This window comes from Oricola sp. (genome assembly GCF_022763245.1).
Lineage (GTDB): Bacteria > Pseudomonadota > Alphaproteobacteria > Rhizobiales > Rhizobiaceae > Oricola.
Genome location: NZ_JALEGV010000043.1, coordinates 133,807 through 159,821, shown reverse-complemented (window position 1 = coordinate 159,821; position 26,015 = coordinate 133,807). Strand labels below are relative to the sequence as shown.

The window sequence follows — 26,015 nt, the reverse complement described above, 5'->3', positions numbered from 1 at the left end:
GCGTTTCAGCCCGGGAGTTTTGAAGAATGTCCGCTAAAGAAGTCAAATTCGGCCGTACCGCGCGCGAGCGCATGCTGGCTGGCGTCAACATCCTCGCAGACGCCGTGAAGGTGACGCTGGGCCCGAAAGGCCGCAACGTCGTCATCGACAAGTCCTTCGGCGCACCGCGCATCACCAAGGACGGCGTTTCCGTCGCCAAGGAAATCGAACTCGACGACAAGTTCGAGAACATGGGCGCGCAGATGCTGCGCGAGGTCGCTTCCAAGACCAACGACATCGCCGGTGACGGCACCACCACCGCGACCGTTCTCGCCCAGTCCATCGTTCAGGAAGGCCACAAGGCCGTTGCCGCCGGCATGAACCCGATGGACCTGAAGCGCGGCATCGACCTGGCTGTCGCCGAAGTCGTCGCCGACCTGCAGAACAAGGCCACCAAGATCAACACCTCCGAGGAAGTTGCTCAGGTCGGAACGATCTCCGCCAATGGCGAAAGCGAAATCGGCTCGATGATCGCCGAAGCGATGCAGAAGGTCGGCAACGAGGGTGTCATCACCGTCGAGGAAGCCAAGACCGCCGAGACCGAGCTGGAAGTCGTCGAAGGCATGCAGTTCGACCGTGGCTACCTGTCTCCCTACTTCGTGACCAATCCGGAAAAGATGGTCGCCGATCTGGAAGACCCGTACATCCTGCTGCACGAGAAGAAGCTCTCCAACCTGCAGGCCATGCTGCCGATCCTCGAGTCGGTCGTTCAGTCCTCGCGTCCGCTGCTCATCATCGCTGAAGACGTCGAAGGCGAGGCTCTGGCCACGCTCGTCGTCAACAAGCTGCGTGGCGGCCTGAAGATCGCCGCCGTCAAGGCTCCGGGCTTCGGCGACCGCCGCAAGGCCATGCTCGAAGACATCGCCATCCTGACGGGCGGCCAGGTGATCTCCGAAGACATCGGCATCAAGCTCGAGAACGTCACGCTCGACATGCTCGGCACGGCCAAGAAGGTCTCGATCACGAAGGAAGAAACCACCATCGTCGACGGCGCCGGTGAAGCTTCCGACATCCAGGGCCGCGTTGCCCAGATCAAGGCCCAGATCGAGGAAACCTCCTCCGATTACGACCGTGAGAAGCTGCAGGAGCGCCTCGCCAAGCTCGCAGGCGGCGTTGCCGTCATCCGCGTCGGCGGTGCGACCGAAGTCGAAGTGAAAGAGAAGAAGGACCGCGTCGACGACGCGCTGAACGCCACCCGCGCTGCCGTTGAAGAAGGCATCGTTCCGGGCGGCGGCACGGCCCTGCTGCTCTCCTCCAAGGCCCTGACCGTGACCGGCGTCAATGCCGACCAAGAAGCCGGTATCGCCATCGTGAAGCGCGCCCTGCAGGCTCCGGCCCGCCAGATCGCGACGAACGCAGGCGAAGAAGCCTCCATCGTCGCCGGCAAGATCCTCGAGCAGGATTCGCTGACCTTCGGCTTCAATGCCCAGTCCGGCGAATATGGCGACATGATCAAGATGGGCATCGTCGACCCGGTGAAGGTCGTGCGCACCGCCCTGCAGGACGCCGCCTCCATCGCCGGCCTGCTGATCACGACGGAAGCCATGATCGCCGAGCTGCCGAAAAAAGACGCTCCGGCCATGCCCGACATGGGCGGCATGGGCGGAATGGGCGGCATGATGTAAGCCACGCGCTTACACGCCACTCTTTGGGAAAGGCCGGGCAAACGCCCGGCCTTTTTCGTTGCGCTTGACGGCAGCCGCCGCCTCGCGCAAGAAGCGACTGCCGAGAAGGACTTGGCCGGAACGGTAATGCCGGCCCCGCATATCCGCGTATCCGTATCGCCCCTGGCGATCCCACGGCGTCAACCTTTCGCAATCGCGAACGGGGACGCTTGGATATGCATCATCCTTTCGCGCTTCTCCCTTTGCCGATTGCGGACAACTCGGAGAAAGTGAAATGAACCCTCACCTGAAAATGCAGATCGTCACGGTCTTCCTGATGTCGCTTTCGATGTCGCTGCTGCTGTCCGGTTTCTTCACCGCGCTGCATGTGGGCCTGTCGGCCGATTGGCTGAAGGCGTGGCTTGGCAGTTTCGCGGTCGGCTGGCCGATCGCCTTCGCACTCGCCATGCTCATCGCGGGGCCCATTCGCCGCGTCGCGGCGCGCATATCCGGCCTCTGACGCAACGGGCCGGGCATTGCGCTCGGCCCTTTTGTCCCCGCGGCAGATTGACACCCGCCCCGCAAAGCCATATCTGCGCCATCGGTTCGAGGCGCCGGCCGTCCGCAAGCGAAAGCTCTGGTGAAGCCTCCCTGACACTCCCGATCCGACCCAGCATCGGAACGATGGCAAAGCGGACCCCATTCAGTGCCTCCGATGCGCCGGGAGACCCGGGATGCCCACATCCGCTCACGAGCCTCGCAATCCGTTCCTGACGCGCCCCTTGCCGGGCCTCTATGCCCGCACGGCGACGCCGATCATCTTCATCATGGGCATGAACGGCCTGCTGACCGTCATCGACGCCTTCTTCCTCGGCGCCTATGTCGGCGCCGACGCGCTGACGGCCGTCACGCTGATGTTTCCGGCCTACATGCTGCTGGTGGCACTCGCGACGCTTGTCGCCGGCGGCATGGCCAGCCTCATGGCGCGGCTGCTTGGCGCCGGCGAGCACGAGACCGCGCGCGAGGCCTTCGCCGGGGCGCACATGCTGGCGCTCCTGGTCTGCCTGATCATGATCGCGGGCTTCCTTGCGGGCGGCCGGGCGCTGGTCGGCCTCGCCGCCGGCTCCGACGACCTGTCTCAGATGGGCTACGACTACATCTCCATCCTCGTCTTCTGCTCGCCGGTGATGTTCTTCCTGTCCCTCAACTCCGACGCGTTGCGCTGCGAGGGACGGATGGGCCTGATGGCGCTCATCGCGCTTGCCACCTCGCTGGCCAATATCGGCTTCAACTTCGTGCTGATCGCGGTGCTGGACCAGGGCGTCGCCGGTTCGGCGTGGGGAACGGTCATCGCGCAGGGTCTGGCGCTGATCGCGGTGCTCGCCTTCCGCGTGTTCGGCGAGACGGCGGTTCACATGCGCGGCCTGCCGGCACGCGGCTGGACGCGCCGCTGGCCGGAGTTCCTCGCGCTCGGCGCGCCGCAAAGCCTGACCTTTCTCGGCATCTCGCTCGGTTCGGGCGCGATCATCGCGGCGGTTCACCACTGGAGCGGTGATCATTACGCGCTGACGGTCGCGGCCTATGGCATCGTCACGCGCATCATGACCTTCATCTACCTGCCGCTGCTCGGACTGACGATGGCGATGCAGACGATCACGGGCAACAATTTCGGCGCGTCGCTGTGGCACCGCTCCGATGCGAGCCTGCGTCTCGCCGCCGTGATCGGCCTCGTCTACAACAGCGCCGCCCAGCTGCTCCTGTTCGCGTTCCGGCACCGGATCGGCTTCCTCTTCGTCGACGATCCCGCGACGGCCGCTGAGGTCGCGCGGATCCTGCCGCTGATGACGCTGATGCTGTTCGCCGCCGGACCGATCGCCGTGCTCTCGTCCTATTTCCAGGCGATCGGCGAGCCGGCCCGCGCGGCGGTGCTGAGCCTGACGCGGACCTATCTCTACGCGCTGCCGCTGACCCTGCTGCTTCCCTTCGCGCTGGGCGAGACCGGCATCTGGCTTGCGGCGCCCGCAGCCGAGATCCTCGCCGTGGCAACGGCCGCCGCGGTGCTGGCCCGCGCCCGGATGACCACCGGCCACCGTTTCGGCGTGTTCAGGCACACGCCGTGACGGGAGGTCGGCCGGACGCTTTCCGAACCCGCCGCGGTCGATGACGCATTTGCGACAATCCACATGTCCTCACGTCGCGTCACACAAATTTCACCAACCGGTCAAGAAAGCTTCAACGGAAGCCCCTAGGCCCCGCCGAAGCGTCCCGATCCTCGGGGCGTCCTTCAGGAGGGAATCATGATCCGTCAATTGCTCGCAGCAGGCATCCTGCTGTCCTCGACCGCGCTTGCCGCTGCCGAGACCCAGATCGAATGGTGGCACGGCATGGGCGGCCATCTCGGTGACGTCGTCAACCAGATCGCCGAAGGCTTCAACGAAAGCCAGGACGAATACACCATCACCCCGGTCTTCAAGGGCTCCTATGAAGAAACCCTGACCGCCGCCATCGCCGCCTTCCGTGCCGGCGAACAGCCGAACATCGTGCAGGTCTTCGACGCCGGTGCGGCGACCGTCATCGGCGCCAAGGGCGCGGCCGTTCCGGTCCAGGACCTCCTGCTGGCCAACGGCGTGAACTTCGACATCGAGGACTACATCCCGGGCGTGCGCTATTTCTACGCCGACGCCGACGGCAAGATGATCGGCATGCCGTTCAACTCCTCCTCGCCGGTCACCTACTACAATGTCGACGCCTTCAAGAAGGCCGGCGTCGAAGCTCCGAAGACCTATGAGGAGTTCGAGCAGATCGCGCCGAAGCTGAAGGAAGCCGGCTACATCCCGCTCGTGCAGACCCACCTGCCGTGGGAATTCGTCGAGAACTTCCATTCGCGCCACAACCTGCCGTTCGCCTCCAACGACAATGGCTACAAGGGCGCCGAGGGCACCAAGATCCTCATCAACTCGCCGGAAATGAAGATGCACTTCACCAAGGTGAAGGGCTGGCTCGACGAGGGCCTGTTCGGCTTCTTCGGCACCGGCTGGGACGACAACAAGGCCCAGTTCGTGGACCAGAAGGCCGCCATGTATATCGGCTCTTCGGGTGACTTCGGCGGCCTGACCGCTCTCGACCTGCCGTTCGAGTGGTCGAACACCGAGCTGCCCTACTGGTCCTCGATCACCGGCGGCGAAGGCTACCAGACCTTCATCGGCGGCGCTTCGCTGTTTGCCATGGCGGGTCATCCGGACGAGGAAAACGCGGCCACCGCGAAGTTCTTCGAATATCTGACCTCGCCGGAAGTCCAGTACATGTGGCACCGCGAGACCGGCTATGTGCCGATCACGCAGGCCGCCTACGAACTGGCCAAGCAGGACGGTCACTACGAGCGTTTCCCGGCCGCCGAAACGGGCGTCAAGCAGCTGTCGCTGCGCGCCGGCGAGAACACCCGCGGCTACCGCATGGGCTTCTACGTCCAGATCCGCGACGTCGAGAACCGCGAACTCGCCCGCTTCCTGAACGGTGAAACCACCATCGATGACGCGCTCGCCGCCATCGAGAAGGAAGGCAACGAGCTTCTGGGCCGCTTCTCCAAGACGCTCAACTAAGCGACCGCGTCAGCGATCGCCTTTCGCGAACCCCTGCCGGCGGCCGCCCTTCGCGGCCGCCGGCTTCCGCCAAGCGAGGCCCTCCCTTGAAACGCGCTGCATTCTCGACACGGTGGCTGCCGGTCCTGCTGCTCCTGCCGCAGCTTTCGATCATCACGCTGTTCTTCTACTGGCCCGCCCTGCAGGCGCTGCGGTCGTCCTTCTACCTGGAGGACCCGTTCGGCTTCGGCTCGACCTTCGTCGGCCTGGAGAACTATCTGCGCCTCTTCCGCAGCAGCGAATACCTCAAGACGGCCTGGTTCACGGTGATCTTCACCGTGCTCGTCACCTTCTTCTCGCTGGCCATCGCGCTTCTGCTCGCGGTCAAGGCCGACGGCGTGATCCGCGGCGCCCGGAGCTACCGGACGCTTCTGATGTGGGTCTATGCCGTGGCGCCGCCGGTGGCCGGCTTCATCACGCTGATCGTTTTCAACCAGCGCTGGGGCCCGCTCACCGAGTTCTTCGCGCTGTTCGGCTGGTCGCTGCGGGTGCGGCTCGACTATTTCGACACCGCCTTCGCGATGGTGGTCGCGTCGGTCTGGAAGCAGATCCCGGTCAATTTCATCTTCTTCCTGTCCGGCCTTCAGAGCATTCCGCGCGCCATCCGCGAGGCGTCCCTGATCGACTGCAAGTCGGGCCTGCGGCGTTTCTTCACGGTCACGTTTCCGCTGCTCGCGCCGACCGGCTTCTTCCTGCTGATCATCAACATCACCTATTCGCTGTTCGACACGTTCGGGATGATCGACACGATCCTGCGCAACAATGTCGGCGATAACCCGATCACCCTTGTCTACAAGGTCTATCTCGACGGGTTCCGCGGCCAGGACATCGGCGGTTCGTCGGCGCAATCCGTCGTGCTGATGGTGCTGGTCCTCATTCTCACGATCTTCCAGTTCCGCCTGATCGAGCGGCGCATCCACTATTCCTGAGCGAGCGAACGCCATGGCAGAGATATCGTCCTCACACCCCGTGGCCGCCCCGGCCGCCGCAGCCAGACCGGCGCAAAGGCGCTTTCGCTGGGGCGCCGTCCTCGACCACACGATCCTGATCCTCGGCGCGCTGTTCATGATGGCGCCGATCGCGATGCTGCTGCAGATGAGCACCATCGCCGACACCGAGATCATGAAGCACGGCCCGTCGCTGGTGATCGGCGACCAGTTCGGCTCGAACCTGGACAAGGCGCTGTTCGGCTCGATGAGCTTTTCGGGCAGCAATTCCGGGCTGACCATGTTCATGAATTCGCTGATCCTCGGCCTCGGCTTCGCGATCGGCAAGATCGTCATCTCGATGTGCGCGGCTTATGCGATCGTCTATTTCCGGATGCGCTTCGCGACGCTCGCCTTCTGGCTGATCTTCACCACGCTGCTGCTGCCGCTGGAGGTGCGCATCGTGCCCTCCTACGAGGTCACGCAGAAGCTCGGGCTGCTCAACACCTATACCGGCCTGATCGTGCCGCTGATCGCGTCGGCGACGGCGACCTTCTTCTTCCGGCAGTTCTTCATGTCGGTGCCCGACGAATTGGTTGAAGCGGCGCGCATCGACGGCGCGGGGCCGGTGAAGTTCTTCATCGACATCCTGATCCCGCTCTCGCGCACGATGATCGCGGCGATCTTCATCATCATGTTCGTCTATGGCTGGAACCAGTATCTGTGGCCGACGATGATCGTCACCGAAGAGGGCAAGTTCACCCTCGTTCAGGGCATCAAGCAGATCACGCAGGGCCTGGAAGGCAACCACATCCCCGAATTCGGACGCTCCAACCTTCTGGCGATCCTGGCGGTGCTGCCGCCGGTCGCGATCGTGATCTTCTTCCAGAGCTGGTTCGTCAAGGGCCTGACCGAAAGCGACAAGTGAGACACCCATGGCGCATGTGAACATCGACAGCGTAAGCAAGGAATACCAGAGCGGCCTGCGCGCCGTGAACGACGTGTCCGTCAACATCCGCGCCGGCGAGTTCATCGTCCTCGTCGGACCGTCGGGCTGCGGCAAGTCCACGCTCCTGCGCATGGTCGCGGGGCTGGAGACGATCACCGAGGGCGAGATCGGCATCGGCGACCGGATCATCAACCATGTCGATCCCGCCGACCGCGACATCGCCATGGTGTTCCAGAACTACGCGCTCTACCCGCACATGTCGGTGCGCAACAACATGGCTTACGGGCTGAAGAACCGCGGCATGAACAAGCCCGAGATCGCCGAGCGCGTCGCCGAGGCCGCCGCCATCCTGCGGCTGGAAGAATACCTCGACCGCAAGCCGAAGCAGCTTTCCGGCGGGCAGCGCCAGCGCGTCGCCATGGGCCGCGCCATCGTGCGCGAGCCGGCGGCCTTCCTGTTCGACGAACCGCTCTCCAATCTCGACGCCAAGCTGCGCGTCGACATGCGCGGCGAGATCAAGCAGTTGCAGAAACGGCTCGGCACGACGTCGATCTACGTCACCCACGACCAGCTCGAAGCCATGACCATGGCCGACCGCATCGTCGTTCTGAACGCCGGCCGCATTGAGCAGATCGGCAGCCCGCTGGACGTCTACCGCATGCCGCAATCCGCCTTCGTGGCGGGCTTCATCGGGTCGCCGGCCATGAACCTGATCACGGCGCGCGGCGAAAACGGCAACCTCGTCATCGGCGACCAGACGGTGACGCTGACCAACGGCCACGGCGCGCCGGAGGGTCCGCTGACGCTCGGCGTGCGTGCCGAGGACATCCGCCTCTCCGAAACGGGCGAGACGCCGGATCTCGAACTGACGGTCAGCTATGTCGAGGAACTGGGGTCCGGCCGTCTCGTGCACGGCCATGTCGGCGAGGCGCGGCTTGCCGTGTCGCTGCACTCCGGCGGGCCGCTCTCCGACCGGCTGGGGCTGATCTTCGACCGCGAGCGGCTTCACCTGTTCGACGCGGCCAGCGGTCAGCGCCTCTAGACGTGAAAACGGCCGGCGCGAGACGCACCGGCCGGCTTCCGTGACTGCCGTTTCAGCTCAGGGCTTGATGTAGGTGTATCCCATCATCTGCAGACGGCTCAGTTCCGCGACGCCGGAGGGCACGATCTCGTCTTCGAACACCTCGAAGAGATCGTTCTGGTAGTCGATCTTGCGGCCGACCAGCGTGTTGTTGCAGACGTTGAAGACGACGTTCTGCGTCTTCAGGCTGGTGACGTCCATCTGCAGCTTCTCGTTGGTCTTGGCGTCCTGAAGCAGGCCGACGCCGTTTCCGTGCAGGACGACCTTGATCTCCATCTGGTCCTTGCCGACCGCGTTGATGTGGTTCTGGATGTTGCGCAGCGCGCCGCGATAGGCCGCGTCGTCTTCGCCGCCCTTGTAATTGATATGGTAGACGACCTTCTGCTGGCCGTAGCGCTCATTGGCGCTCGCGGCCCCCGTCAGGGATGCGGCGGCGACGGCGAGCGAGGCCATGATGACGGCCAGTCTTGCGAAGATTTTCATGTGTTTTCCTCCTGTCGGGCTCTGCCGCACCCTCCTGGCGGCATTGCCGTCATGCTCGTCGGAAAACCCCGCTGCTGCCTAGCTGGGCGGACCATCTGAATACCCTGGGGTATACCCTGGGATCGGGACGCGAACGCCTTCAGCCGGCGAGCGCAGGCCCGGCCTTGCGTACCAGCTCGGCCATGTTGCTGGCCTCGTATTTACGCATCAGGTGGCCGCGGTGAAACTCGACCGTTTTCGGACTGATCCCCAGGTCGCGGGCGATCTGCTTCGTCGTCATGCCGTTGCCGACGAGTTGCAGGATCTCCAGTTCGCGCGGCGTCAGGCGCACATCCGCCGTGTCTTCCGCAGGCCCCGCTGCTGCCGCCTCCGGCGGCGTGTGAGCCGCGTGACGGCCGCGCCAATAGATCAGCATGGCGATGCCGATCGGCACGGCGCCGGCGGCCGCGATCATCAGGCCCGACAGCGCGATGGCGGGCGAGGCGTCGCCCGGCCGCGCGGCATCGACCGTTTCGAGCAGATGGCGCACCGGCGCGTCGGGCGAGACGGTAGTCCAGCCGCCATAGCCACCCGCCACCACGGCGGGATGGTCGTCCTCGAAGGCGAGCATGGCGACCGTCACGGCCCGGCGTTCGGGTTCGGGCACATTGGCGGTGGCGCACAAGGTCCATTCCGGCAGGAGCTCGGTCGACAGCGCCGGCTCGAACCCGGGCACGCGCAACGGATTGAGGATGCGCAGCTGGTAGGCTTCCACCTTGCCTGCCATCACCGCGGCCTCCAGCATGCCGGTGCGCACGGTGCCGGCATCGGCCTTGCCGCTCATCACCGCCTCTATGACGGCGTCGTGCGGAAAGCCGAGAAAGGAGACCGATTCCAGGTCCCGCCACGGGTTGACGCCGTTGCGCACCAGGGTCGCGGCGGCAAGTTCGAAGCCGCCGAAAGCGTCCGGCGCGATGGCCGCGAAGCGCCGCCCCTTCAGGTCGGCGAGCGTCTCGATGTCGGGATTGTCGGCACGCACGAAGATCACGGCGCCGAAGCGGTTTCCCGTCACCGGCGCGCCCTCACGGTCGGAGCGCAGCCCGACCATGGGAAACAGGCGGTTGTCCTCGGCAAGCCGGTGGAGATGGCCGGGATTGGTGAAGAGATAGTCGATCTCGCCACGCGACAGCGCCGACCGCACCCCGTCCAGGGAAAGCGGCAGCACCTCGAAGCGGACACCGTCGACGGCCTTGCCCAGCGCGTCGAAGGTGGGTTGCCAGCGGGTCAGCGCGGCTTCGTCACCACGATAGGCAAGCACGCCCACCCTGCGCGACACGACCATTCCGTCCTGCGCGGCGGCTGCGACGATCAGGCCGGCAAGGGCCATGATCGAGAGCAGCGCCCTTCGCGCCAGTCCCTGCATCCCGGTATTTCCTCCCGACGCGAGTTTTGCGCGCGGCGGCGGAAGAAGTCCAGACGGCCGCGAATCTTCACCCCTGCCATGCGGAGTTTTCTGTTGCATCGCAGCATCAGTTCAGTTCAAAAGAAAAACACCCACAACAGGACCAAGATTACATGACACGAGCGACGCTCGCCGCGCTCGCAGGGCGGCTACCTCTTGCCCGCCGCGAGCCGGGCGCCTTTGCCCTCCTCAATCCCCTCACCCTGAAGACCGAGTTGCTGTCCGGCCTGACGGTCGCCTTGGCGCTGGTGCCGGAGGCGGTGGCCTTCGCCTTCGTGGCGGGCGTGCATCCGCTGGTCGGCCTCTACGCCGCGTTCATGGTGGGCCTGATCACCGCCGTGTTCGGCGGCCGGCCGGGCATGATTTCCGGCGCGACGGGTGCTTTGGCGGTCGTCATGGTGGCGCTGGTGGCGGAGCATGGCGTCGAATATCTGTTCGCGACCGTGGTGCTGATGGGCATCCTGCAGATCCTGGCGGGCGTGCTGCGGCTCGGCAAGTTCATCCGGCTGGTGCCGCATCCGGTCATGCTCGGCTTCGTCAACGGGCTGGCGATCGTGATCTTCCTGGCCCAGCTCACCCAGTTCAAGACGCCGGACGCGACCGGCGCGATGCACTGGATGAGCGGCTGGCCGCTCGTCGTGATGCTCGGCCTCGTCGCGCTGACCATGGCGATCATCTGGGGCATGCCGAAGCTGACCAGCGCCTTTCCCGCGCCGCTCGCCGGCATCGCGATCGTCGCGGCGATCGTCATCGTCTTCGGCATCGACGTGCCGCGCGTCGGCGACATGGCCTCCATCGAGGGCGGCCTGCCGCAATTCCACGTCCCGACCGTGCCGCTGACCTTCGAGACGCTCGAGGTGATCGTGCCCTACGCCGTCATCCTCGCCGCCATCGGCCTGATCGAAAGCCTGCTGACGCTGAACCTCGTCGGCGAGATCACCGGAAAGCGTGGCGGCGCGTCGAAGGAATGCGTCGCCCAGGGCACGGCCAATCTGGTGACCGGCTTCTTCGGCGGCATGGGCGGCTGCGCCATGATCGGCCAGTCGATGATCAATGTGAAATCGGGCGGGCGCACGCGGCTCTCCGGCATTTCGGCGGCGCTGTTCCTGCTCGTCTTCATCCTTGTCGGCTCGTCCTTGATCGAGCAGATCCCGCTGGCCGCGCTGGTCGGCGTGATGTTCATGGTCGTCATCGGCACGTTCGCCTGGCAGACGCTGAAGATCATGCGGCGCATTCCGCTGACCGACGCACTGGTCATCGTGCTCGTGACCGTCGTCACCGTGATGAGCGACCTTGCCGTCGCCGTCGTCGTCGGCGTGATCGTCTCGGCGCTGGCCTATGCCTGGAACAACGCCACGCGCATCCACGCCAAGTCGCACATCACGCCGGAGGGCGCGAAGGTCTACCAGATCGAGGGTCCGCTGTTCTTCGGCTCGACCGACGGTTTCGCCGAGCTGTTCGACCCGATCGCCGACCCGCAGACCGTGATCGTCGATTTCATGAACAGTCGCGTCGCCGACCAGTCCGCGCTGCAGGCGATCGAGGACCTGGCCGCCAAGTTCGAGGCACAGGGCAAAACGCTGGTGCTGCGGCACCTGTCACATGACTGCCACCGCCTCCTGAACCGGGCCGGCCAGCTGATGGTCGATTCCGACGACGATCCCGATTACGGGCTGGCCGTGAACTACTCGGTCAAGACCGGCGTCTTTGGCGGGGGACACTAGCTAGGGTCAATAACGCCTGAACTGCAGACGGGATCGGCGCATGCGCGTGCATTTCGGCGTTGTCGATCAGGGTTTCCCCACCAGGCCGTGCGCTCACGAGCGTTGGATAGCTACTGCGCGCTGTCGGAACCACTCGTGAGGCTGGTGCAGCGGGTAGAGTCTCAGCTATGCGGACGTCGGTGTTCTTGATGCTTTGACTGAGTGATCAGCCTAGATCGAGTTCAGATGCCGCATACCCTGCGCTCATACATTAGTGCGATCCCAGAAGGTCATTCTTCGCAAATTCGACAGGTTGGCCCTGGTTTCTTGGAGTCCCATCCCTTCTGGATCGCCGTTTCTATCCAAAGGGCGATATCGGCGGGGGTGACTGGCGCTACCTCAACAGTATTCCAGTCTTTTGGATGTGGGCGGTCTGTTTCGACATGCAGGGTAGCGCCCTTTTCCCTGGCATGTTCAATCGCAACGTGAATCTTCCCGGCCCCGTAATCCGTTTGTGAATGAGTCGCCTTCCTTCTCACCAACCAGCGATACTCTTCTCCTTTGACCGTGATCTTGCGAGAGCCTTTTCTTGGTATGGCCACTGAGTTACTCGAACCATCACAACTTGTTTTCAGCGCTGCCATTCGACATCGTTAACCCGCCCCAGGGCCTTGCACAAAGAAAACAACTCTCGGACCGGACTGACCGCGAAAATGAAAACGGCCGCCGTCACGAATGACGCCGGCCGTTGCCCGCTCCCCCACGGAAAAAAGCTGATTAGCGCACGATGACCTTCGTGCCAACACCGACGCGGGCGTAGAGGTCCATCACGTCCTCGTTGCGCATGCGGATGCAGCCCGACGACACCGCCATGCCGATCGTCCAGGGCTGGTTGGTGCCGTGGATGCGGTAGAGCGTGGATCCCAGGTAGAGCGCGCGCGCGCCGAGCGGATTGTTCGGTCCGCCTTCCATCATGATCGGCAGGATGCGGCCCTTGGCCTTCTCGCGCTCGATCATCTCCGCCGGCGGATGCCAGGACGGCCATTCGGCCTTGCGCGTGATCTTGTGCGAGCCGGCCCATTCGAAGCCCGGCTTGCCGACGCCGACGCCGTAGCGCTGCGCGGAACCGTTGCCCAGCACCAGGTAAAGGAAGCGGTCGATCGTATCGATGACGATCGTGCCGGGCGCTTCCGGCCCGTGATATGCGACCGTCTGCGGCAGGTAAATCGGGTCCATGCCGCGGGTCTTGGCGGGATTGGCCGGGCGCTGCACCGAGACGGGCTGCGCGCGTGGCGCGGTCGCCGCCGGCGCGTCGCGGAAGATCACCTTGCGGGCGTTGGAACGCACCGACGAGCCGGCGATCGGCCGGGGCTGCAACTGCATGACCCAAGGCGCGGCCAGGTCGGGGCTGAGCACGACCGGCGGCGGGGTGGCGTAGCGCTCCTGCGCTCCGGCAGACACGGCCATGGTGAGGCAGGCGGCGGCGACAAGGGCCGCGCGAAGGCTTGCAGGTTTCATCGACGTACTCTCCACACGATCGTCAACGCCTGCTGACACGACATTGTCAGCAGGTTTCGCCGGCAAGCATGACTCGGACGTCCCAGCCAATTATGAATCACGGGCCGCTAAAATGCGTTCGGCCGCGGCAATCTGTCGTCAAGGTTACCCCCCGGTTGCGACGCGTGGTGAATCAATGGTGAATCGGGGGGCGAAAGGCGGATCCGATGGATGGCTTGATCGAGGGACCGGACGGCAAGGTGCGCTGCGCCTGGCACGGCAACCAGGACGACTACCTCGCCTATCACGACAATGAGTGGGGCCGGCCGGTCGACAACGACATCCGCCTGTTCGAGAAGATCTGCCTGGAAGGCTTCCAGTCGGGCCTGTCCTGGCTGACGATCCTGCGCAAGCGCGAGAATTTCCGCGCCGGTTTCGCCGGCTTCGATTTCGAAAAGGTGGCGCGCTTCACCGACGCCGACGTCGAACGCCTCGTGCAGGACGCCGGCATCATCCGCCATCGCGGCAAGATCGAATCGACCATCAACAACGCCAAGCGGGCGCTGGAATTGCGGGACGCCCACGGCTCGCTTGCCGCCTATTTCTGGGCGCATGAGCCGCCGGCCTCCGAGCGGCCCGCCACGCTCGACTGGGCGACGCTGCGGGCGATGCCGAAGACGGCCACGTCGACCGCGATCTCCAAGGATCTGAAGAAGCGCGGCTGGTCCTTCGTCGGCCCGACCACGGTCTATGCCTTCATGCAGGCGATGGGGCTCGTCAACGACCACGTGGAAGGCTGCTGCTGCCGGCCTGAGGTCGAGGCCGCCCGCGACGCCTTCACGAGGCCCGCGTGACCGGCGCGCCCGTCCAGGCGCTCCACGAGACATTGCGCGCGCTGATCTTCGAGACCGCGCGCGAGACGGAGGGCGTCGGCGAACTGGCCGAGAGCCTCAAATGGGGCGAACCCAGCTTCACGCCGGCCCGGCCGCGCATCGGCAGTTCGGTGCGCCTCGCCACGCGCAAGGACGACACCGTGGCGATGCTGTTCATCTGCCATACGAACCTCGTCGACCGGTTTCGCGAGCTCTATCCCGACACCTTCGCCTTCGAAGGCAACCGCGCGCTCGTCTTCCGGCCGGGCGAGGCAGTTCCGGTCGCGGAGACGAAACACTGCATCGCCCTGGCGCTCACCTATTTCCAGCGCTGACCGGCGACTGCCCCCGCTTGATGGCGAACTCCCGCGCATCGTGGTAACGTAGGGGAAGCTATTGCGGGAGGCGGACATGACTGTCGATGTCGAGAACACCGCGCCGGCGAACTTCGCGGAACGCTATGAATCCGTCCTTTTGCCGGTGATCTTCCAGCCCTGGGCACGAGAGATCGTCGAACGGGCAGCGCCGGCTGACGGCGAAGACATTCTCGATCTCGCCTGCGGGACCGGCGTGGTGACGCGGCAAGTCGTGCAGTCAGGCGTGACGCCGGGCAGCCTGACGGGCGTCGATCACAATGCCGATATGCTTGCGGTGGCCCGGCACCGCGCCGCCGAAGCGGGGATCGAGGCCGAGTGGCTGGAAGCCGATGCGGGCGACCTCCCCTTTTCCGACGACCGTTTCGACCTCGCATTCTGTCAGCAGGCGCTGCAATTCTTCCCCGACCGCCCGCGCGCCCTGCGGGAACTTCACCGGGTGCTCAGGCCGTCGGGACGCGCAGTCTTCTGCGTGCAGCGCGAGCTGGACATCAACCCGCTGCTGCGGTCGCAGGCCGCGGCGCTCGATGCGCATGTCGGCACCAAAGCCGGCGAGGCCGTCCGGGCCATCTGCGGCCTGCCGGACGCCGAGGAGATCCGGGCCCTGTTCGAGGAGGCGGGGTTCCGTGACATCGCGGTGGAAACCGTGTCGCTGGACCTGCACCATCCCGACGGCAGGCGCTTCGCGGCCGGCGCGATGGGCGGCATGCACACCGGAGACAAGCTGTCTCGCATTTCGCAAGACCAGCAGCAGCAATGCATCGACGATTTCCTTGCAGGTCTCGGCGACTGTTTCGACGGTCAGGCGATCCGGTTTCCGCATGTGTCGAACGTGGTCGAGGCGCGCGCCTAGGCAGCCGACGTATTTCCTGGGCGATCGACGGCTAGCCGTCCATGAAATCGAACAGGTCCGGGCCGATCGCGCCCTCGATCTTCAGGAGGCGGCGCTTCATTTCGGTTCCGCCGGGGGCGGAAAAGCCGGTCATGGCGCCGCCTGCGCCGACGACGCGGTGGCAGGGTATGACGATCGGGATCGGGTTGGCGCCGAGCGCCTGTCCGACCCGCCGCGACAGGGAAACGTCGCCCAGTTCGCGCGCGATCTCGCCATAGGTGCGCGTTTCGCCCGGTCCGATCCGGCTGGTCGCCGCATAGACGCCGCGCTCGAACGCGCCGACGCCATCCAGGTCGAGCCGGGCGTCGTAGAACCCTGCCGCCTCGCCCTTCGCCAGCGCCCGGATGACGGCAACGGTCCTTTCGATGTCGGCGGGCGCGTGATGCACCTGCCGGGCGTCCGGCGCGCGGCGGCGGAGGCGTGCGAGCGTCCGCTCGTCGTCGGCCTCGGGAAAACTGGCCGCCAGAATGCCGCTGCCGGCCCAGGCCAGGCCGCAGCGGCCGATGGCCGTATCGAACAGTATGGCGAAGGTTTCGCGCATGTTCTTTCCCTGACGTCACGTCTATTTTCTGTCCCGCGTGTCGAAAAACCCTGCAAAGGGACCTCGAATTCCGGGCTGAACTGACCTATTTTTCTAACAGAAGGGACTGCATATTGCTCGGGAGAATCCAGATGGGACTCAAGACAGCATTCACGGCCTCGATTCTGGTGCTTGCCACCGTCGCGGCCGCACCGCAGGCGGGAATGGCCATGCCAGGCGCACCGCTTGCCATCGACACGCCGGCACCGCTCGTGACCCAGGTCAAGGACGGCATCAGATGGAAGAAGAAGCACCCCTACTACAAGGGTCATCGCGGCTATCGGCACAAACGGCCGGGCTATCGCTACCATAACGGCTACTGGTTCCCGGCGCTTGCCTTCGGCATCATCATCGGGTCGCAGGCGACTGGCCGGACCTACCACCTGTCCGAGTCGCATTACCGCTGGTGCGAGCACAAATATGTCAGCTACCGGCGCTGGGACAACACGTTCAAGCCCTACTACAAGCCGCGCAAGGCTTGCGTGTCGCCCTATCTGCGCTGACCGCGCGAACGACCCGGGCGGCGCGCGCCTGCCCGGGCCTGTGCGCCAGCGCACAGCAGGGCATGCATCCCGTCGATAATCGGAGGCCAACACGGCGGCGACCGCCGCCTCCCAACCTCCAATCGACGGGAAACCAACATGAAAATCGCATCCATCATGGCCGCTCTCGCGGCCACGCTCACGCTTTCGCTCGCCGCCCAGCCGGCCGCCGCCAAGGACTGGGTCGAGAAGGTCGCCATCACGACCGACGGCATCGACGCCGTCTCCATCAAGGTCTCGGCCAACGCCTCGGGCTACACCGGTGTCAAATCCGAAAAACACCGCTTCCTGCTCAGGCTCGAGGCGCAGGCGCGCAAGCGGGCCATCGTCTATGGCGGCGTGGTCGGCATGTATGACGGCGTCCGCTTCGGCCAGCCGGTCGCCGGCTGGAAATACAGCTTCCAGAGCGCCGACCGCACCTACAAGAAGCACATCGAGCCGGTCATCCCGATCTCGCAGATCCGGTGGTACGGCGCCGATCCGGTGCAGGTCTGCAAGAACCTCATGGCCAAGAAGACCAGCGAGGGCATGACCAAGGCGCAGGTGCTGTCCAAGGAATGGAACGCCAGCACGCTGGTGTTCTTCCAGTTCGACGTCATGGCGCAGCGCCCCTATCCGAAGAGCTCGTCGCATGAGCGCAAGTCGCTGATCTACCATGCGCCGGTGAAGTGCCTCTCGGGCATGCACCGCGCAAGCTGACGCGAGCGGCTCGCTCCGCTTGCGACAAGCGGGCCTGTCTTGTAGGGAAGGCGCGATTTCGCACTTGCCCGCCCGACAGGCCCTCTCATGTCCGACAAGAAGAAGAAAAAACCGCAAAAGCTCAAAGCGCGGCTGCCCCGCGGCTTCGTCGACCGTTCGCCGGCCGACATCCGCGCCACCGACGAGATGGTCGCCAAGATCAAGTCCGTCTATGAGCGCTACGGCTTCGACCCCGTCGAAACGCCGATCTTCGAATATACCGACTGCCTCGGCAAGTTCCTGCCCGACCAGGACCGCCCCAACGAGGGCGTGTTCTCCGTGCAGGACGACGACGAGCAGTGGATGAGCCTGCGCTACGACCTGACCGCGCCGCTGGCGCGCCACGTCGCCGAGAACATCAACACGATCCAGCTTCCCTACCGCACCTATCGCGCCGGCTGGGTGTTCCGCAACGAGAAGCCCGGCCCCGGCCGATTCCGCCAGTTCATGCAGTTCGACGCCGACACGGTCGGCGCCCCCGGCGTCCAGGCGGATGCCGAGATGTGCATGATGATGGCCGACACGATGGAAGCTCTCGGCATCGCACGCGGCGACTATGTGATCCGGGTGAACAACCGGAAGGTGCTGGATGCAATCATGGCGTCCGCCAAGGTTGCCGAGGACGACGGCGGCTTTCAGCGGCTAGCCGTACTCCGCTCTTTGGACAAGTTCGATAAGTTCGGCCTCGAAGGTGTGATCCAGCTTCTGAGCAAAAGCGGACGAACCGACGAGAGCGGCGACCATACGAAAGGCGCCGGCCTTGACGACTGGCAGATCACCCGCATCGTCAACGCAACCGGATGGAAAGAACAAGGCTCGGGTGCGAACAGCGATGTCTCCGATGGCCTGACTCTCGGCAATCTTGAAGACGCTCTGTCGTCCGATGGTGTCTCTACCGAGGGAGTGAACGAACTCGTTCAAATCCGGGATATGGTAAGGGCTGCGGGTTACGATCAGGATCGAATTTGGTTCGACCCCTCCGTCGTCCGCGGCCTCGAATACTACACCGGCCCGGTCTACGAGGCAGAACTGCTCTTCGACGTCACCAACGAGAAGGGCGAGACGGTGCAGTTCGGCTCGGTCGGCGGCGGCGGGCGTTATGACGGCCTCGTCAAGCGCTTCACCGGGCAGGACGTGCCGGCGACCGGGTTCTCCATCGGCGTCTCGCGCCTGATGACGGCCTTGAAGAACCTCGGCAAGCTCGGCCAGGCCGATGTGGTCGAGCCGGTGCTCGTCACCGTCATGGACGGCGACACGGCCGCGCTCGGCGCCTATCAGCAGATGGTCCAGACCCTGCGCGCGGCCGGCATCCGCGCCGAGATGTACCAGGGCAACTGGAAGAAATTCGGCAACCAGCTCAAATATGCCGACCGGCGCGGCTGTCCGCTCGCGATCATTCAGGGGTCCGACGAACGTGATCGCGGTGTCGTGCAGATCAAGGACCTGATCGAGGGCAAGCGCCTGTCGGGCGAGATCGAGGACAATGTCACGTGGCGCGAAAGCCGCCCGGCACAGGAGGAAGTCGACCAGTCCGACCTCGTCCCCGCCGTCATCCGCATGCTCGCCGCCCAGGCCGAGGACCGGGCGAAGGGTGCCTGACGTGCTGACCGTCGGCGCGCGAAGGCCCCCCTCTGTCGGCTGCGCCGACATCTCCCCCACAAGGGGGGAGAATGGGCGCGGGTTTCGCCGCGATTGGCCGGCTTCCGCCATTTGCCGTCAGGGATCCGCACACTCCCCTCTCCCCCCTTGTGGGGGAGATGTCGCGCAGCGACAGAGGGGGGTCTCCCACGCACCGGAGACGGCCGCATGAACGCACTCCGCTCCTTTTCGGCGCGCGCCGACATCGAGACGATCCTTGCCCGGCTGGGCGCGGAGCGGTTGGACGTGCCGGTGATGCAGCCGGCCGATCCGTTTCTCGACACGGCGGGCGAGGAATTGCGCCGGCGCATCTTCCTGTCGGAAAGCGAGACCGGCGAGACGCTGTGCCTGCGGCCGGAATTCACCATTCCCGTCTGCCTGCACCATCTTAGCGCGGACCAGGCCGGCCATCGCCGCTACGGCTATGTCGGCACCGTGTTCCGGCAGCGGCGCGCGGGCGGCAATGAATTCCTGCAGGCCGGCATCGAGGATATCGGCGACGAAGACAGCGCTGCGGCCGACGCGCGCTCGCTCGCCGACGCGCTGACCTTTCTCGACGAACTCGGTGTCACCGCGCCGACCGTGACCACGCTTGGCGACCAGGCGGTGTTCAACGCCGTCGTCACCGGCCTCGGCCTGCCGCAGGGCTGGGCCGTGCGGCTGAGCCACGCCTTCGGCGACCGCGACACGCTGGACGCGACGCTGAGCGCGCTGGCCGTTCCGCCGCCCCTGCCCGACCTGCCCGACGACATCGGCGCACCGGCGAAAGCCCGCGACCGGGCCGCGCTGGTCGAGGCGCTGAATCTGCGCCTGCGCGAGGCCGGGCTTGAGAATTCCGGCGGCCGCGACGCCGACGAGATCGCCGACCGGTTGATCGCCAGGTTCGACGCCGTCGAGATCGCGCCCGACGAGACCGCGCTCGCCACGCTGCGCGCGTTTCTGGCCATCCGCACGCCGCTGAACGCGGCCGCCGCGGCTTTGCGCGATTTCGCCGCCAACAACGGTCTGGACCTCGACGCGGCCGTCGCCGCCTTCGCCGCGCGCGAGGCTCAAATGACCGCCGCCAACGTCGACACCACCGCCATATTCTACGACGCGGCTTTCGGCCGAGCTCTCGATTACTACACCGCGCTGGTCTACGAGATCACCCTGCCCGACGGGCTCGTGCTCGCCGGCGGCGGGCGCTATGACCGGCTGCTGACGATGCTCGGCGCCCAAGGCGCGATCCCCGGCGTCGGATTTTCCGTCTGGCTCGACCGCATCGGCCCGCTGACGGGAGGCGACGCATGAGCGCGACGATCACCATCGCGGTGCCCTCCAAGGGCCGCCTGAAGGAAGAGGCGCTCAGCCGCATGGACACGGCCGGCTATGCCGTCGAGCCGCCGAAGGACGCGCGCACCTATCGCGCCGTCGTCCCCAGCCATCCGAATGTCGAGGTCGCCTTCCTGTCGGCCTCCGAGATCGCCCGCGAACTGGGCAAGGGCTCGATCGATCTGGGCGTCACCGGCGAGGATCTGGTGCGCGAGGGACTGCCGGACAGCGAGAACCGCGTCGAGCGGCTGGCGCAACTCGGTTTCGGCCATGCCGACGTCATCGTCGCCGTGCCGGAAGCGTGGTTCGACGTCGACACCATGGCCGATCTCGCCCTCGTGGCCGCCGATTTCCGCCATCGCCACGGCCGGCGGCTGCGCATCGCGACGAAATACTGGCGGCTGACCCAGCGCCATTTCTCGCAGACGCACGGCATCCAGCTCTATCGGATCATCGAGAGCCTCGGCGCGACCGAGGGCGCGCCGGCGGCAGGCCAGGCCGACATCATCGTCGACATCACCTCCACCGGCTCCACGCTACGCGCCAACCATCTGAAAGTGCTGAAGGACGGCGTGATCCTTCAGTCGCAGGCCTGCCTGTTCGCGCCGACGCCGCGTGCGGTCGACGCCGAACGCAGGCGGACGGTCGACGGCCTCGCCGCCGCGCTCGGCGCATGAAAAAGCCGCGCCGGGAGGGCTCCACGGCGCGGCCTGATCGGCGAAAAGAGGGGGGATATTCCGCCCGATCCATCCGGACGATCGAGAGGGGTGACCGACCGGCTGTGATCTTTCTACGTCATGCTGGTCCAATCGGATCAGCCGGCCTTCAATTGGCTTGCGCGGGCAGTGCGGCGAGGATCTCGGTGGCGGACTTGCCGGACGCCGCCGCGATCGTGCTGACCGTCTCATCCGTCGACGCCACCGCAAAGCCCTGTGCGCGCAGCCGTTCCGCCAGGCCCTCGCCGTCCTGGCCGAAGACCGGGGCGACCGCCGCGATCGGTGCCTCTTGCATGGCGCGCAACACGGCGAATTCGGGCCGTCCGCCCCGGCCGGCAGCCGGATCCGCGGTCAGTGCCGGATAGGCGAAGGCCACCGCGCCGACCAGCGACACAGCCAGTGCGACGGCCATGGCCGGACGCTTGAAATAGTTGGAAAAGGCGCGCCAGTTCTTCCACAGATGCAGCACGAAGGGCGCGATCAGCACCATCGACAGCCATTCATGCATCGAATGGAAGGTGGCCGAGCCGAGATGGAAGAACAGCGCCACGCCGGAAACGAGCGAGACGATGAAGAGGCCTGTCGTCAGCGGTGTCGCGTAGCGTGAAAGTAGGGTGGGCATCGGGCTTTTCTCCAGAGGAAACAGCCGAACGCTAGTCACGCCGCCGCGCCAAGTCCCGTTACAAATCCGTAAGGCTGCGCTGACCGCATGCCTGCCATTCCGCTGCGGAATGGCAAAAAGAAAAGCGCGGGACCGAGGCCCCGCGCTGAACATCGAATGGATTGGCCGATCAGGCCAGAGCAGGCTTCGCCGTGCCGATCCGCTCGTCGACGGAGAGCGAACCCGCGCCGGTGACGGCGAGCGCCAGGAAGCCGCCGGCGATGGCGATGTTCTTCATGAACATGATCATCTGCATCTGGTCGGCCGGCTGATAGTGGAACATGAAACCGGCGAACACGGTGAAAGCGGCAAGCGCCCAGGCCGATTCGCGGGTGCGGAAGCCGACCAGGATGGCAAGGCCGGCTACCAGTTCGAAGATCGCCGCGCCCCAGGCGAGCAGCGTCGCCGCCGGAAGGCCGACCGACGAAATGTAGCCGGCGGTGCCTTCGATGGCGAAGAACTTGCCCCAGCCGGAAACGATGAAGATGTAGGCCAGCAGCACGCGGGCGGCGAGAAGGATGATGGAGTTGGACATTGACTGTTCCTCGGTTGTTGTATGCCGCGCAACATAAGCGTCTGCTGCGGCGCAACAATCCGGGGAAGCGGCGACAATTCGTTCATCAATATGAAACGACTTGTCGTAGCACGTTCATCAAACCATTTTCTCGGGCCGCACGATGCGGTCGAACTCCGCTTCCGTGACATGACCGCTGGCGATCGCCTCCTCGCGCAGCGTGGTGCCATTCTTGTGGGCGGCCTTGGCGATGGCGGCGGCGTTGTCGTAGCCGATATCCGGGGCGAGCGCCGTGACCAGCATCAGCGACCGGCTGACGAGATCGGCGATGCGAGCTCGATCGGCCTCGATGCCCGCGAGGCAACGATCGGTGAACGACATCATCGAATCGGAGAGAAGCCGCACGGACTGCAGCACCGCGTCGGCGATGACGGGCTTGAAGACGTTGAGTTCGAAATGCCCCTGCGAAGCAGCGACATTGACCGTCGTCTGGTTGCCCATGACGCGGGCGGCGACCATGGTCAGCGCCTCGGCCTGGGTCGGGTTCACCTTGCCCGGCATGATGGAAGAACCAGGCTCGTTTTCCGGCAGGATGAGTTCGCCAAGGCCCGAGCGCGGGCCTGATCCCAGAAAGCGGATGTCATTGGCGATCTTGAACAGGTCGCCGGCGAGCGCCGCCAAAGTGCCGTGAAACGCCGCCAGCGCGCCGTGGCTCGCCAACGCCTCGAACTTGTTGCCCGCCGTGCGGAAGGGCAGGCCCGTGATGCCCGCGACATTCGCGGCGAAGGCTTCGGCGAAGCCCTCCGGCGCATTGAGGCCGGTGCCTACCGCGGTGCCGCCCTGCGCGAGCGCGAGGACGTCGCCAAGCGCGGCCTCGATGCGCGCCAGCGCGAGTTCGAGTGCGGCGCGGTAGCCGGAGAATTCCTGGCCGAGCGTCAGCGGCGTGGCATCCTGGGTGTGGGTGCGGCCGATCTTCACGATGTCGGCGAAGTCGCGCTCCTTCGCCGCCGTCGCCTCGATCATGTGTCTGAGCGCGGGGACCAATCGCCCGGCCGTCTCGACTGCGACGGCGACATGCATGGCGGTCGGGAACGTGTCGTTGGAGGACTGGCCGCGGTTCACGTGATCGTTCGGGTGGACGGGATCCTTCGATCCAATGACGCCGCCGAGCAGTTCGATGGCGCGGTTGGCGATCACCTCGTTGGCGTTCATGTTGGACTGGGTGCCGGATCCGGTCTGCCAGACCGACAGCGGGAAATTATCGTCCAGACGGCCCTCGATCACCTCGGTTGCGGCTTCGGCAATGGCGTCGGCGCGCCGCGCGTCCAGTGTGCCGAGATCGCGATTGGCGAGCGCGGCCGCCTTCTTGACGATGCCCAGCGCATGCATGAGCGGAACCGGCATCGTCTCGGTGCCGATCGGAAAATTGATCAGCGAGCGCCCGGTCTGCGCACCCCAATAGCGCTCCGCCGGCACTGTGACCTCGCCCATCGTGTCGGTCTCTGTTCGCATCGCTTCGCTCATGGTCGTCTCCTTTGCCCCGATATGGGGCGTGACCCAGCGGCTGCCAACATGCCCAAGCGGCACCTGTTACCGATGCGCTACAGTCGGCCCGGCATTCAACCGATCGGCGAAAACGGACTGGCCAAGCGGACGGCCCGGACGTAAAGGCGAGCCATCTGCAACGCGAACCGCCCGAGGACGAGATGATAAAAAGCTATCGCATTTCCCTCGCCCCATGCCTGACGGCATAACGGCGGACGCGGCTCGACGCTTAGTTTTCAGACACAATCACAAGCATCGCTTCGACTTCCGCCGGGAACGCTCTTTTCGTCCCTGAAGGAATTCCACCATGCAAAACCGGAACACCGGGCGGCCTCTATGCCGCGACACGTTCATGCGCGCGGACACGCCGCTCCACGACCACGACAGATATCGCGCCCTCATGCTCGGGCTCGGCATGCGCATGCCGTCATCAGAGCCGCCTGGGCGGCGTTTTCGCGAAGCAACGCGCGACCGAGCAGCGCACGCAGGCACCGGATTCGTCGCCCGCCTGCGGCGGCTCCTGCGATGAGGCGATCCGCCTCGTCCTGTGTCTGAGGACGCAGGCCCGGGCGGCCCGAAAGACGGGCCGCATTCGGGCGCGATGGCCTGGCTGGGCTTGCCCCGCCAGGCTCGTCGTCCGCGCGAACGGGGCTTACTTGACGGTGAGCACCGCGCAGGGGGCGAGCTGGGACACCTTGGTCGTCGTCGAGCCGACCAAGAGACCGGTCAGTGAGCCAAGCCCGCGGCGGCCCATGACGATCAGGTCGGCCTTGTGGCTCTTTGCTTCCTCGACGATGGCGTGGGCCGGGTCGCCCGACACCAGCACGCTGGTGAAATCGGACACGCCCCATTCGCGCACCTCGGCCTCGGCGGCGCCGATGACTTCGCGGCCTTCCTTTTCGATCTCTTCCTTCGTCGGCGGCACCGGAACGGCCGTGTATCCGACGATCAGCGTGTCGCCCACCGCCTGCGGGGTGTGAACGATATGCAGCTTGGAACCGTATTTCTTGGCGAGGTCGCAGGCGACCTTGATGGCCTCGCGCGCGTGGTCGGACCCGTCGGTGGCCACGACAATCTTCTCAAACATGCTGTTCTCCCGTTCTATCTGGCCGCACACCTTCGCACGGCGCGCGAACCGTCACATTGATGTCAATCATACGGCCGGACAAGCCGGAAACCGTCAGCAGTAGCGCTCCGGACCGACCGACTGTTCGTCGGAATAGCGGTCGCCATAGGCGAAGCCGACCGGCAGCAGGAGGTCGATCTCGGCGAGTTGCTCCTGGCTCAAGACCGTGTCGGCGGCAGCGGCGTTCTCCGCCAGATGCTCGGGCGAGCGCGTCCCCGGAATGGCGATGACGTGGTCGCCCTTCTGCAACACCCAGGCATTGGCCATCGTCGCCGGGGACATGCCCTGGCTCCTGGCGTAGGCGTTGAACTTGGCGACGATCGCCTTGTTGGCGGAGTAGTTCGGTTCCTGGAAGCGCGGATTGGAGCGCCGGAAATCGCCTTGCGAGAGTTCGTCGATGACCGGCATCGTGTCGGCGAAGATGCCGCGGCCGACCGAGGAAAAGGAAACGAAAGTGGTGCCCAACTCGGCGCAGGCCTGCAAGAGACCCAGTTCCGGCAGCCGCGTCCACAAAGAGTATTCGTTCTGCACGGCCATGACGGGATGCACGGCAACCGCGCGGCGCAACGTGTAGGGCGCGATCTCCGAAAGGCCGATACCGCCGATCTTTCCCTCTTCCTTGAACTTCACCATCGTGGCCATCACGTCCTCGATCGGGATCTCAGGCTGACGGCGGTGAATGTAGTAGAGGTCGACATGTTCGACGCCGAGCCGCTTCAACGAGCCTTCGAGCTGTTCGCGCAGGCTCGCTTCGGTGTTGTCGTGACGACGCACCGGCTTGGTGATGATCCCGCCCTTGGTGGCAATGGTGAAACGGTTCGGATGGTCCTTGATGAAGGAACCGATATAGCTTTCCGAGACGCCGCCGCCATAGATCAGCGCCGTGTCCAGATGGGTGACGCCGAGATCCAGCGCGGCGGCCAGCGTCTTGTGGGCCTCGGCCTCCTCGATCTTGCCGTAGGCGCCGGCGAAGCTCATGCAGCCGAGCCCGATGGCGCCGACCGAGGGTCCGTCCGTGCCGAGTTTTCGTTGTTGCATGACTGCCTCTCCAGAATTCCAAATCGATGACAGGCGTGGTCTAGCCGATGGAGCCGGTCATGACGAGACCCCGGCGGCCCGACGATGCAATCGCGCCCGGGCGATCC

At 65.3% G+C, this 26,015-nt stretch carries 26 protein-coding genes; 16 read left to right on the top strand and 10 right to left on the bottom strand.

Features of this window, described 5'->3' with window-relative positions; all coding sequences use genetic code 11:
* The first annotated feature begins 26 nt into the window (after positions 1-26).
* From groL to ugpC, 7 genes are all read left to right on the top strand, one after another.
* Complete coding sequence (gene groL, locus MRY80_RS26065) at positions 27-1,664, top strand: chaperonin GroEL (protein WP_293294626.1); 1,638 nt, start codon at positions 27-29, stop codon at positions 1,662-1,664.
* A 274-nt stretch (positions 1,665-1,938) separates the two neighbouring features.
* Positions 1,939-2,163, top strand: coding sequence for a DUF2798 domain-containing protein (locus MRY80_RS26060; protein WP_293294624.1), 225 nt, complete (start codon positions 1,939-1,941; stop codon positions 2,161-2,163).
* A 214-nt stretch (positions 2,164-2,377) separates the two neighbouring features.
* On the top strand, positions 2,378-3,763 hold the full coding sequence (locus MRY80_RS26055) for an MATE family efflux transporter (protein WP_293294622.1): 1,386 nt from the start codon (positions 2,378-2,380) through the stop codon (positions 3,761-3,763).
* Positions 3,764-3,940: 177 nt separating this feature from the next.
* Positions 3,941-5,242, top strand: coding sequence for an extracellular solute-binding protein (locus MRY80_RS26050; RefSeq protein WP_293294620.1), 1,302 nt, complete (start codon positions 3,941-3,943; stop codon positions 5,240-5,242).
* A gap of 86 nt (positions 5,243-5,328) precedes the next feature.
* Entirely contained in the window at positions 5,329-6,210 is an 882-nt protein-coding gene (locus MRY80_RS26045; protein ID WP_293294618.1) for an ABC transporter permease subunit, read from the top strand.
* A gap of 136 nt (positions 6,211-6,346) precedes the next feature.
* Complete coding sequence (locus tag MRY80_RS26040) at positions 6,347-7,135, top strand: ABC transporter permease subunit (protein ID WP_293294927.1); 789 nt, start codon at positions 6,347-6,349, stop codon at positions 7,133-7,135.
* 7 nt (positions 7,136-7,142) lie between these two features.
* On the top strand, positions 7,143-8,198 hold the full coding sequence (gene ugpC, locus MRY80_RS26035; protein ID WP_293294616.1) for a sn-glycerol-3-phosphate ABC transporter ATP-binding protein UgpC: 1,056 nt from the start codon (positions 7,143-7,145) through the stop codon (positions 8,196-8,198).
* Positions 8,199-8,255: 57 nt separating this feature from the next.
* Here the strand turns inward: ugpC and MRY80_RS26030 are convergent, their stop codons facing one another.
* Both MRY80_RS26030 and MRY80_RS26025 read right to left on the bottom strand, forming a co-directional pair.
* Entirely contained in the window at positions 8,256-8,720 is a 465-nt protein-coding gene (locus MRY80_RS26030; RefSeq protein WP_293294614.1) for a DsrE family protein, read from the bottom strand.
* A 139-nt stretch (positions 8,721-8,859) separates the two neighbouring features.
* On the bottom strand, positions 8,860-10,122 hold the full coding sequence (locus MRY80_RS26025; RefSeq protein ID WP_293294612.1) for a PhnD/SsuA/transferrin family substrate-binding protein: 1,263 nt from the start codon (positions 10,120-10,122) through the stop codon (positions 8,860-8,862).
* A gap of 152 nt (positions 10,123-10,274) precedes the next feature.
* Here MRY80_RS26025 and MRY80_RS26020 point away from each other — a divergent pair, with 152 nt between their 5' ends.
* Positions 10,275-11,885 (top strand): SulP family inorganic anion transporter, encoded by a 1,611-nt coding sequence (locus MRY80_RS26020; RefSeq protein WP_293294610.1) that lies wholly within the window; start codon positions 10,275-10,277, stop codon positions 11,883-11,885.
* A 269-nt stretch (positions 11,886-12,154) separates the two neighbouring features.
* Here MRY80_RS26020 and MRY80_RS26015 read toward each other — a convergent pair whose 3' ends face one another.
* Together MRY80_RS26015 and MRY80_RS26010 are read right to left on the bottom strand one after the other, a co-directional pair.
* Positions 12,155-12,508: a hypothetical protein gene (locus tag MRY80_RS26015; RefSeq protein ID WP_293294608.1), complete on the bottom strand. Its 354-nt coding sequence runs from the start codon at positions 12,506-12,508 to the stop codon at positions 12,155-12,157.
* Between the two features lie 133 nt (positions 12,509-12,641).
* Positions 12,642-13,382, bottom strand: a complete 741-nt coding sequence (locus tag MRY80_RS26010) for a L,D-transpeptidase (protein ID WP_293294606.1) — start codon at positions 13,380-13,382, stop codon at positions 12,642-12,644.
* A gap of 206 nt (positions 13,383-13,588) precedes the next feature.
* Between MRY80_RS26010 and MRY80_RS26005 the strand changes: the two genes are divergently transcribed.
* From MRY80_RS26005 to MRY80_RS25995, 3 genes are all read left to right on the top strand, one after another.
* On the top strand, positions 13,589-14,215 hold the full coding sequence (locus tag MRY80_RS26005; protein ID WP_293294604.1) for a DNA-3-methyladenine glycosylase I: 627 nt from the start codon (positions 13,589-13,591) through the stop codon (positions 14,213-14,215).
* Positions 14,212-14,568 (top strand): DUF1801 domain-containing protein, encoded by a 357-nt coding sequence (locus MRY80_RS26000; protein WP_293294602.1) that lies wholly within the window; start codon positions 14,212-14,214, stop codon positions 14,566-14,568. The genes MRY80_RS26005 and MRY80_RS26000 overlap by 4 nt, the downstream gene beginning before the upstream one ends.
* Positions 14,569-14,644: 76 nt before the next feature.
* Positions 14,645-15,460 (top strand): methyltransferase domain-containing protein, encoded by an 816-nt coding sequence (locus MRY80_RS25995; protein WP_293294600.1) that lies wholly within the window; start codon positions 14,645-14,647, stop codon positions 15,458-15,460.
* Between the two features lie 31 nt (positions 15,461-15,491).
* Here the strand turns inward: MRY80_RS25995 and MRY80_RS25990 are convergent, their stop codons facing one another.
* Positions 15,492-16,040, bottom strand: coding sequence for a methylated-DNA--[protein]-cysteine S-methyltransferase (locus MRY80_RS25990; RefSeq protein WP_293294598.1), 549 nt, complete (start codon positions 16,038-16,040; stop codon positions 15,492-15,494).
* A 131-nt stretch (positions 16,041-16,171) separates the two neighbouring features.
* Here MRY80_RS25990 and MRY80_RS25985 point away from each other — a divergent pair, with 131 nt between their 5' ends.
* The 5 genes from MRY80_RS25985 to hisG all read left to right on the top strand — a co-directional run bounded on the left by MRY80_RS25985 (position 16,172) and on the right by hisG (position 20,985).
* The gene (locus tag MRY80_RS25985; protein ID WP_293294596.1) at positions 16,172-16,582 is read left to right on the top strand and encodes a BA14K family protein; all 411 of its coding nucleotides are present in this window, start codon (positions 16,172-16,174) and stop codon (positions 16,580-16,582) included.
* A gap of 138 nt (positions 16,583-16,720) precedes the next feature.
* Positions 16,721-17,320 carry a hypothetical protein gene (locus MRY80_RS25980; protein ID WP_293294594.1) on the top strand — a complete coding sequence of 200 codons (600 nt, stop codon included), beginning with the start codon at positions 16,721-16,723 and terminating at the stop codon, positions 17,318-17,320.
* A gap of 87 nt (positions 17,321-17,407) precedes the next feature.
* Positions 17,408-18,958, top strand: a complete 1,551-nt coding sequence (hisS, locus tag MRY80_RS25975) for a histidine--tRNA ligase (protein WP_293294592.1) — start codon at positions 17,408-17,410, stop codon at positions 18,956-18,958.
* A 207-nt stretch (positions 18,959-19,165) separates the two neighbouring features.
* Positions 19,166-20,287 carry an ATP phosphoribosyltransferase regulatory subunit gene (locus tag MRY80_RS25970; protein WP_293294590.1) on the top strand — a complete coding sequence of 374 codons (1,122 nt, stop codon included), beginning with the start codon at positions 19,166-19,168 and terminating at the stop codon, positions 20,285-20,287.
* Positions 20,284-20,985 carry an ATP phosphoribosyltransferase gene (hisG, locus tag MRY80_RS25965; protein ID WP_293294588.1) on the top strand — a complete coding sequence of 234 codons (702 nt, stop codon included), beginning with the start codon at positions 20,284-20,286 and terminating at the stop codon, positions 20,983-20,985. The genes MRY80_RS25970 and hisG overlap by 4 nt, the downstream gene beginning before the upstream one ends.
* A gap of 148 nt (positions 20,986-21,133) precedes the next feature.
* On the opposite strand, the gene MRY80_RS25960 is transcribed toward hisG, so the two are convergent.
* The 5 genes from MRY80_RS25960 to MRY80_RS25940 form a co-directional block, all read right to left on the bottom strand.
* Positions 21,134-21,646 carry a DUF4405 domain-containing protein gene (locus MRY80_RS25960; RefSeq protein WP_293294586.1) on the bottom strand — a complete coding sequence of 171 codons (513 nt, stop codon included), beginning with the start codon at positions 21,644-21,646 and terminating at the stop codon, positions 21,134-21,136.
* A gap of 169 nt (positions 21,647-21,815) precedes the next feature.
* Complete coding sequence (locus tag MRY80_RS25955) at positions 21,816-22,220, bottom strand: DoxX family protein (protein WP_346433423.1); 405 nt, start codon at positions 22,218-22,220, stop codon at positions 21,816-21,818.
* 117 nt (positions 22,221-22,337) lie between these two features.
* Entirely contained in the window at positions 22,338-23,723 is a 1,386-nt protein-coding gene (gene fumC / locus MRY80_RS25950; protein ID WP_293294584.1) for a class II fumarate hydratase, read from the bottom strand.
* A 673-nt stretch (positions 23,724-24,396) separates the two neighbouring features.
* On the bottom strand, positions 24,397-24,831 hold the full coding sequence (locus tag MRY80_RS25945; RefSeq protein WP_293294582.1) for a universal stress protein: 435 nt from the start codon (positions 24,829-24,831) through the stop codon (positions 24,397-24,399).
* Positions 24,832-24,924: 93 nt separating this feature from the next.
* Positions 24,925-25,908, bottom strand: a complete 984-nt coding sequence (locus MRY80_RS25940; protein WP_293294580.1) for an aldo/keto reductase — start codon at positions 25,906-25,908, stop codon at positions 24,925-24,927.
* Between the last annotated feature and the right edge of the window lie 107 nt (positions 25,909-26,015).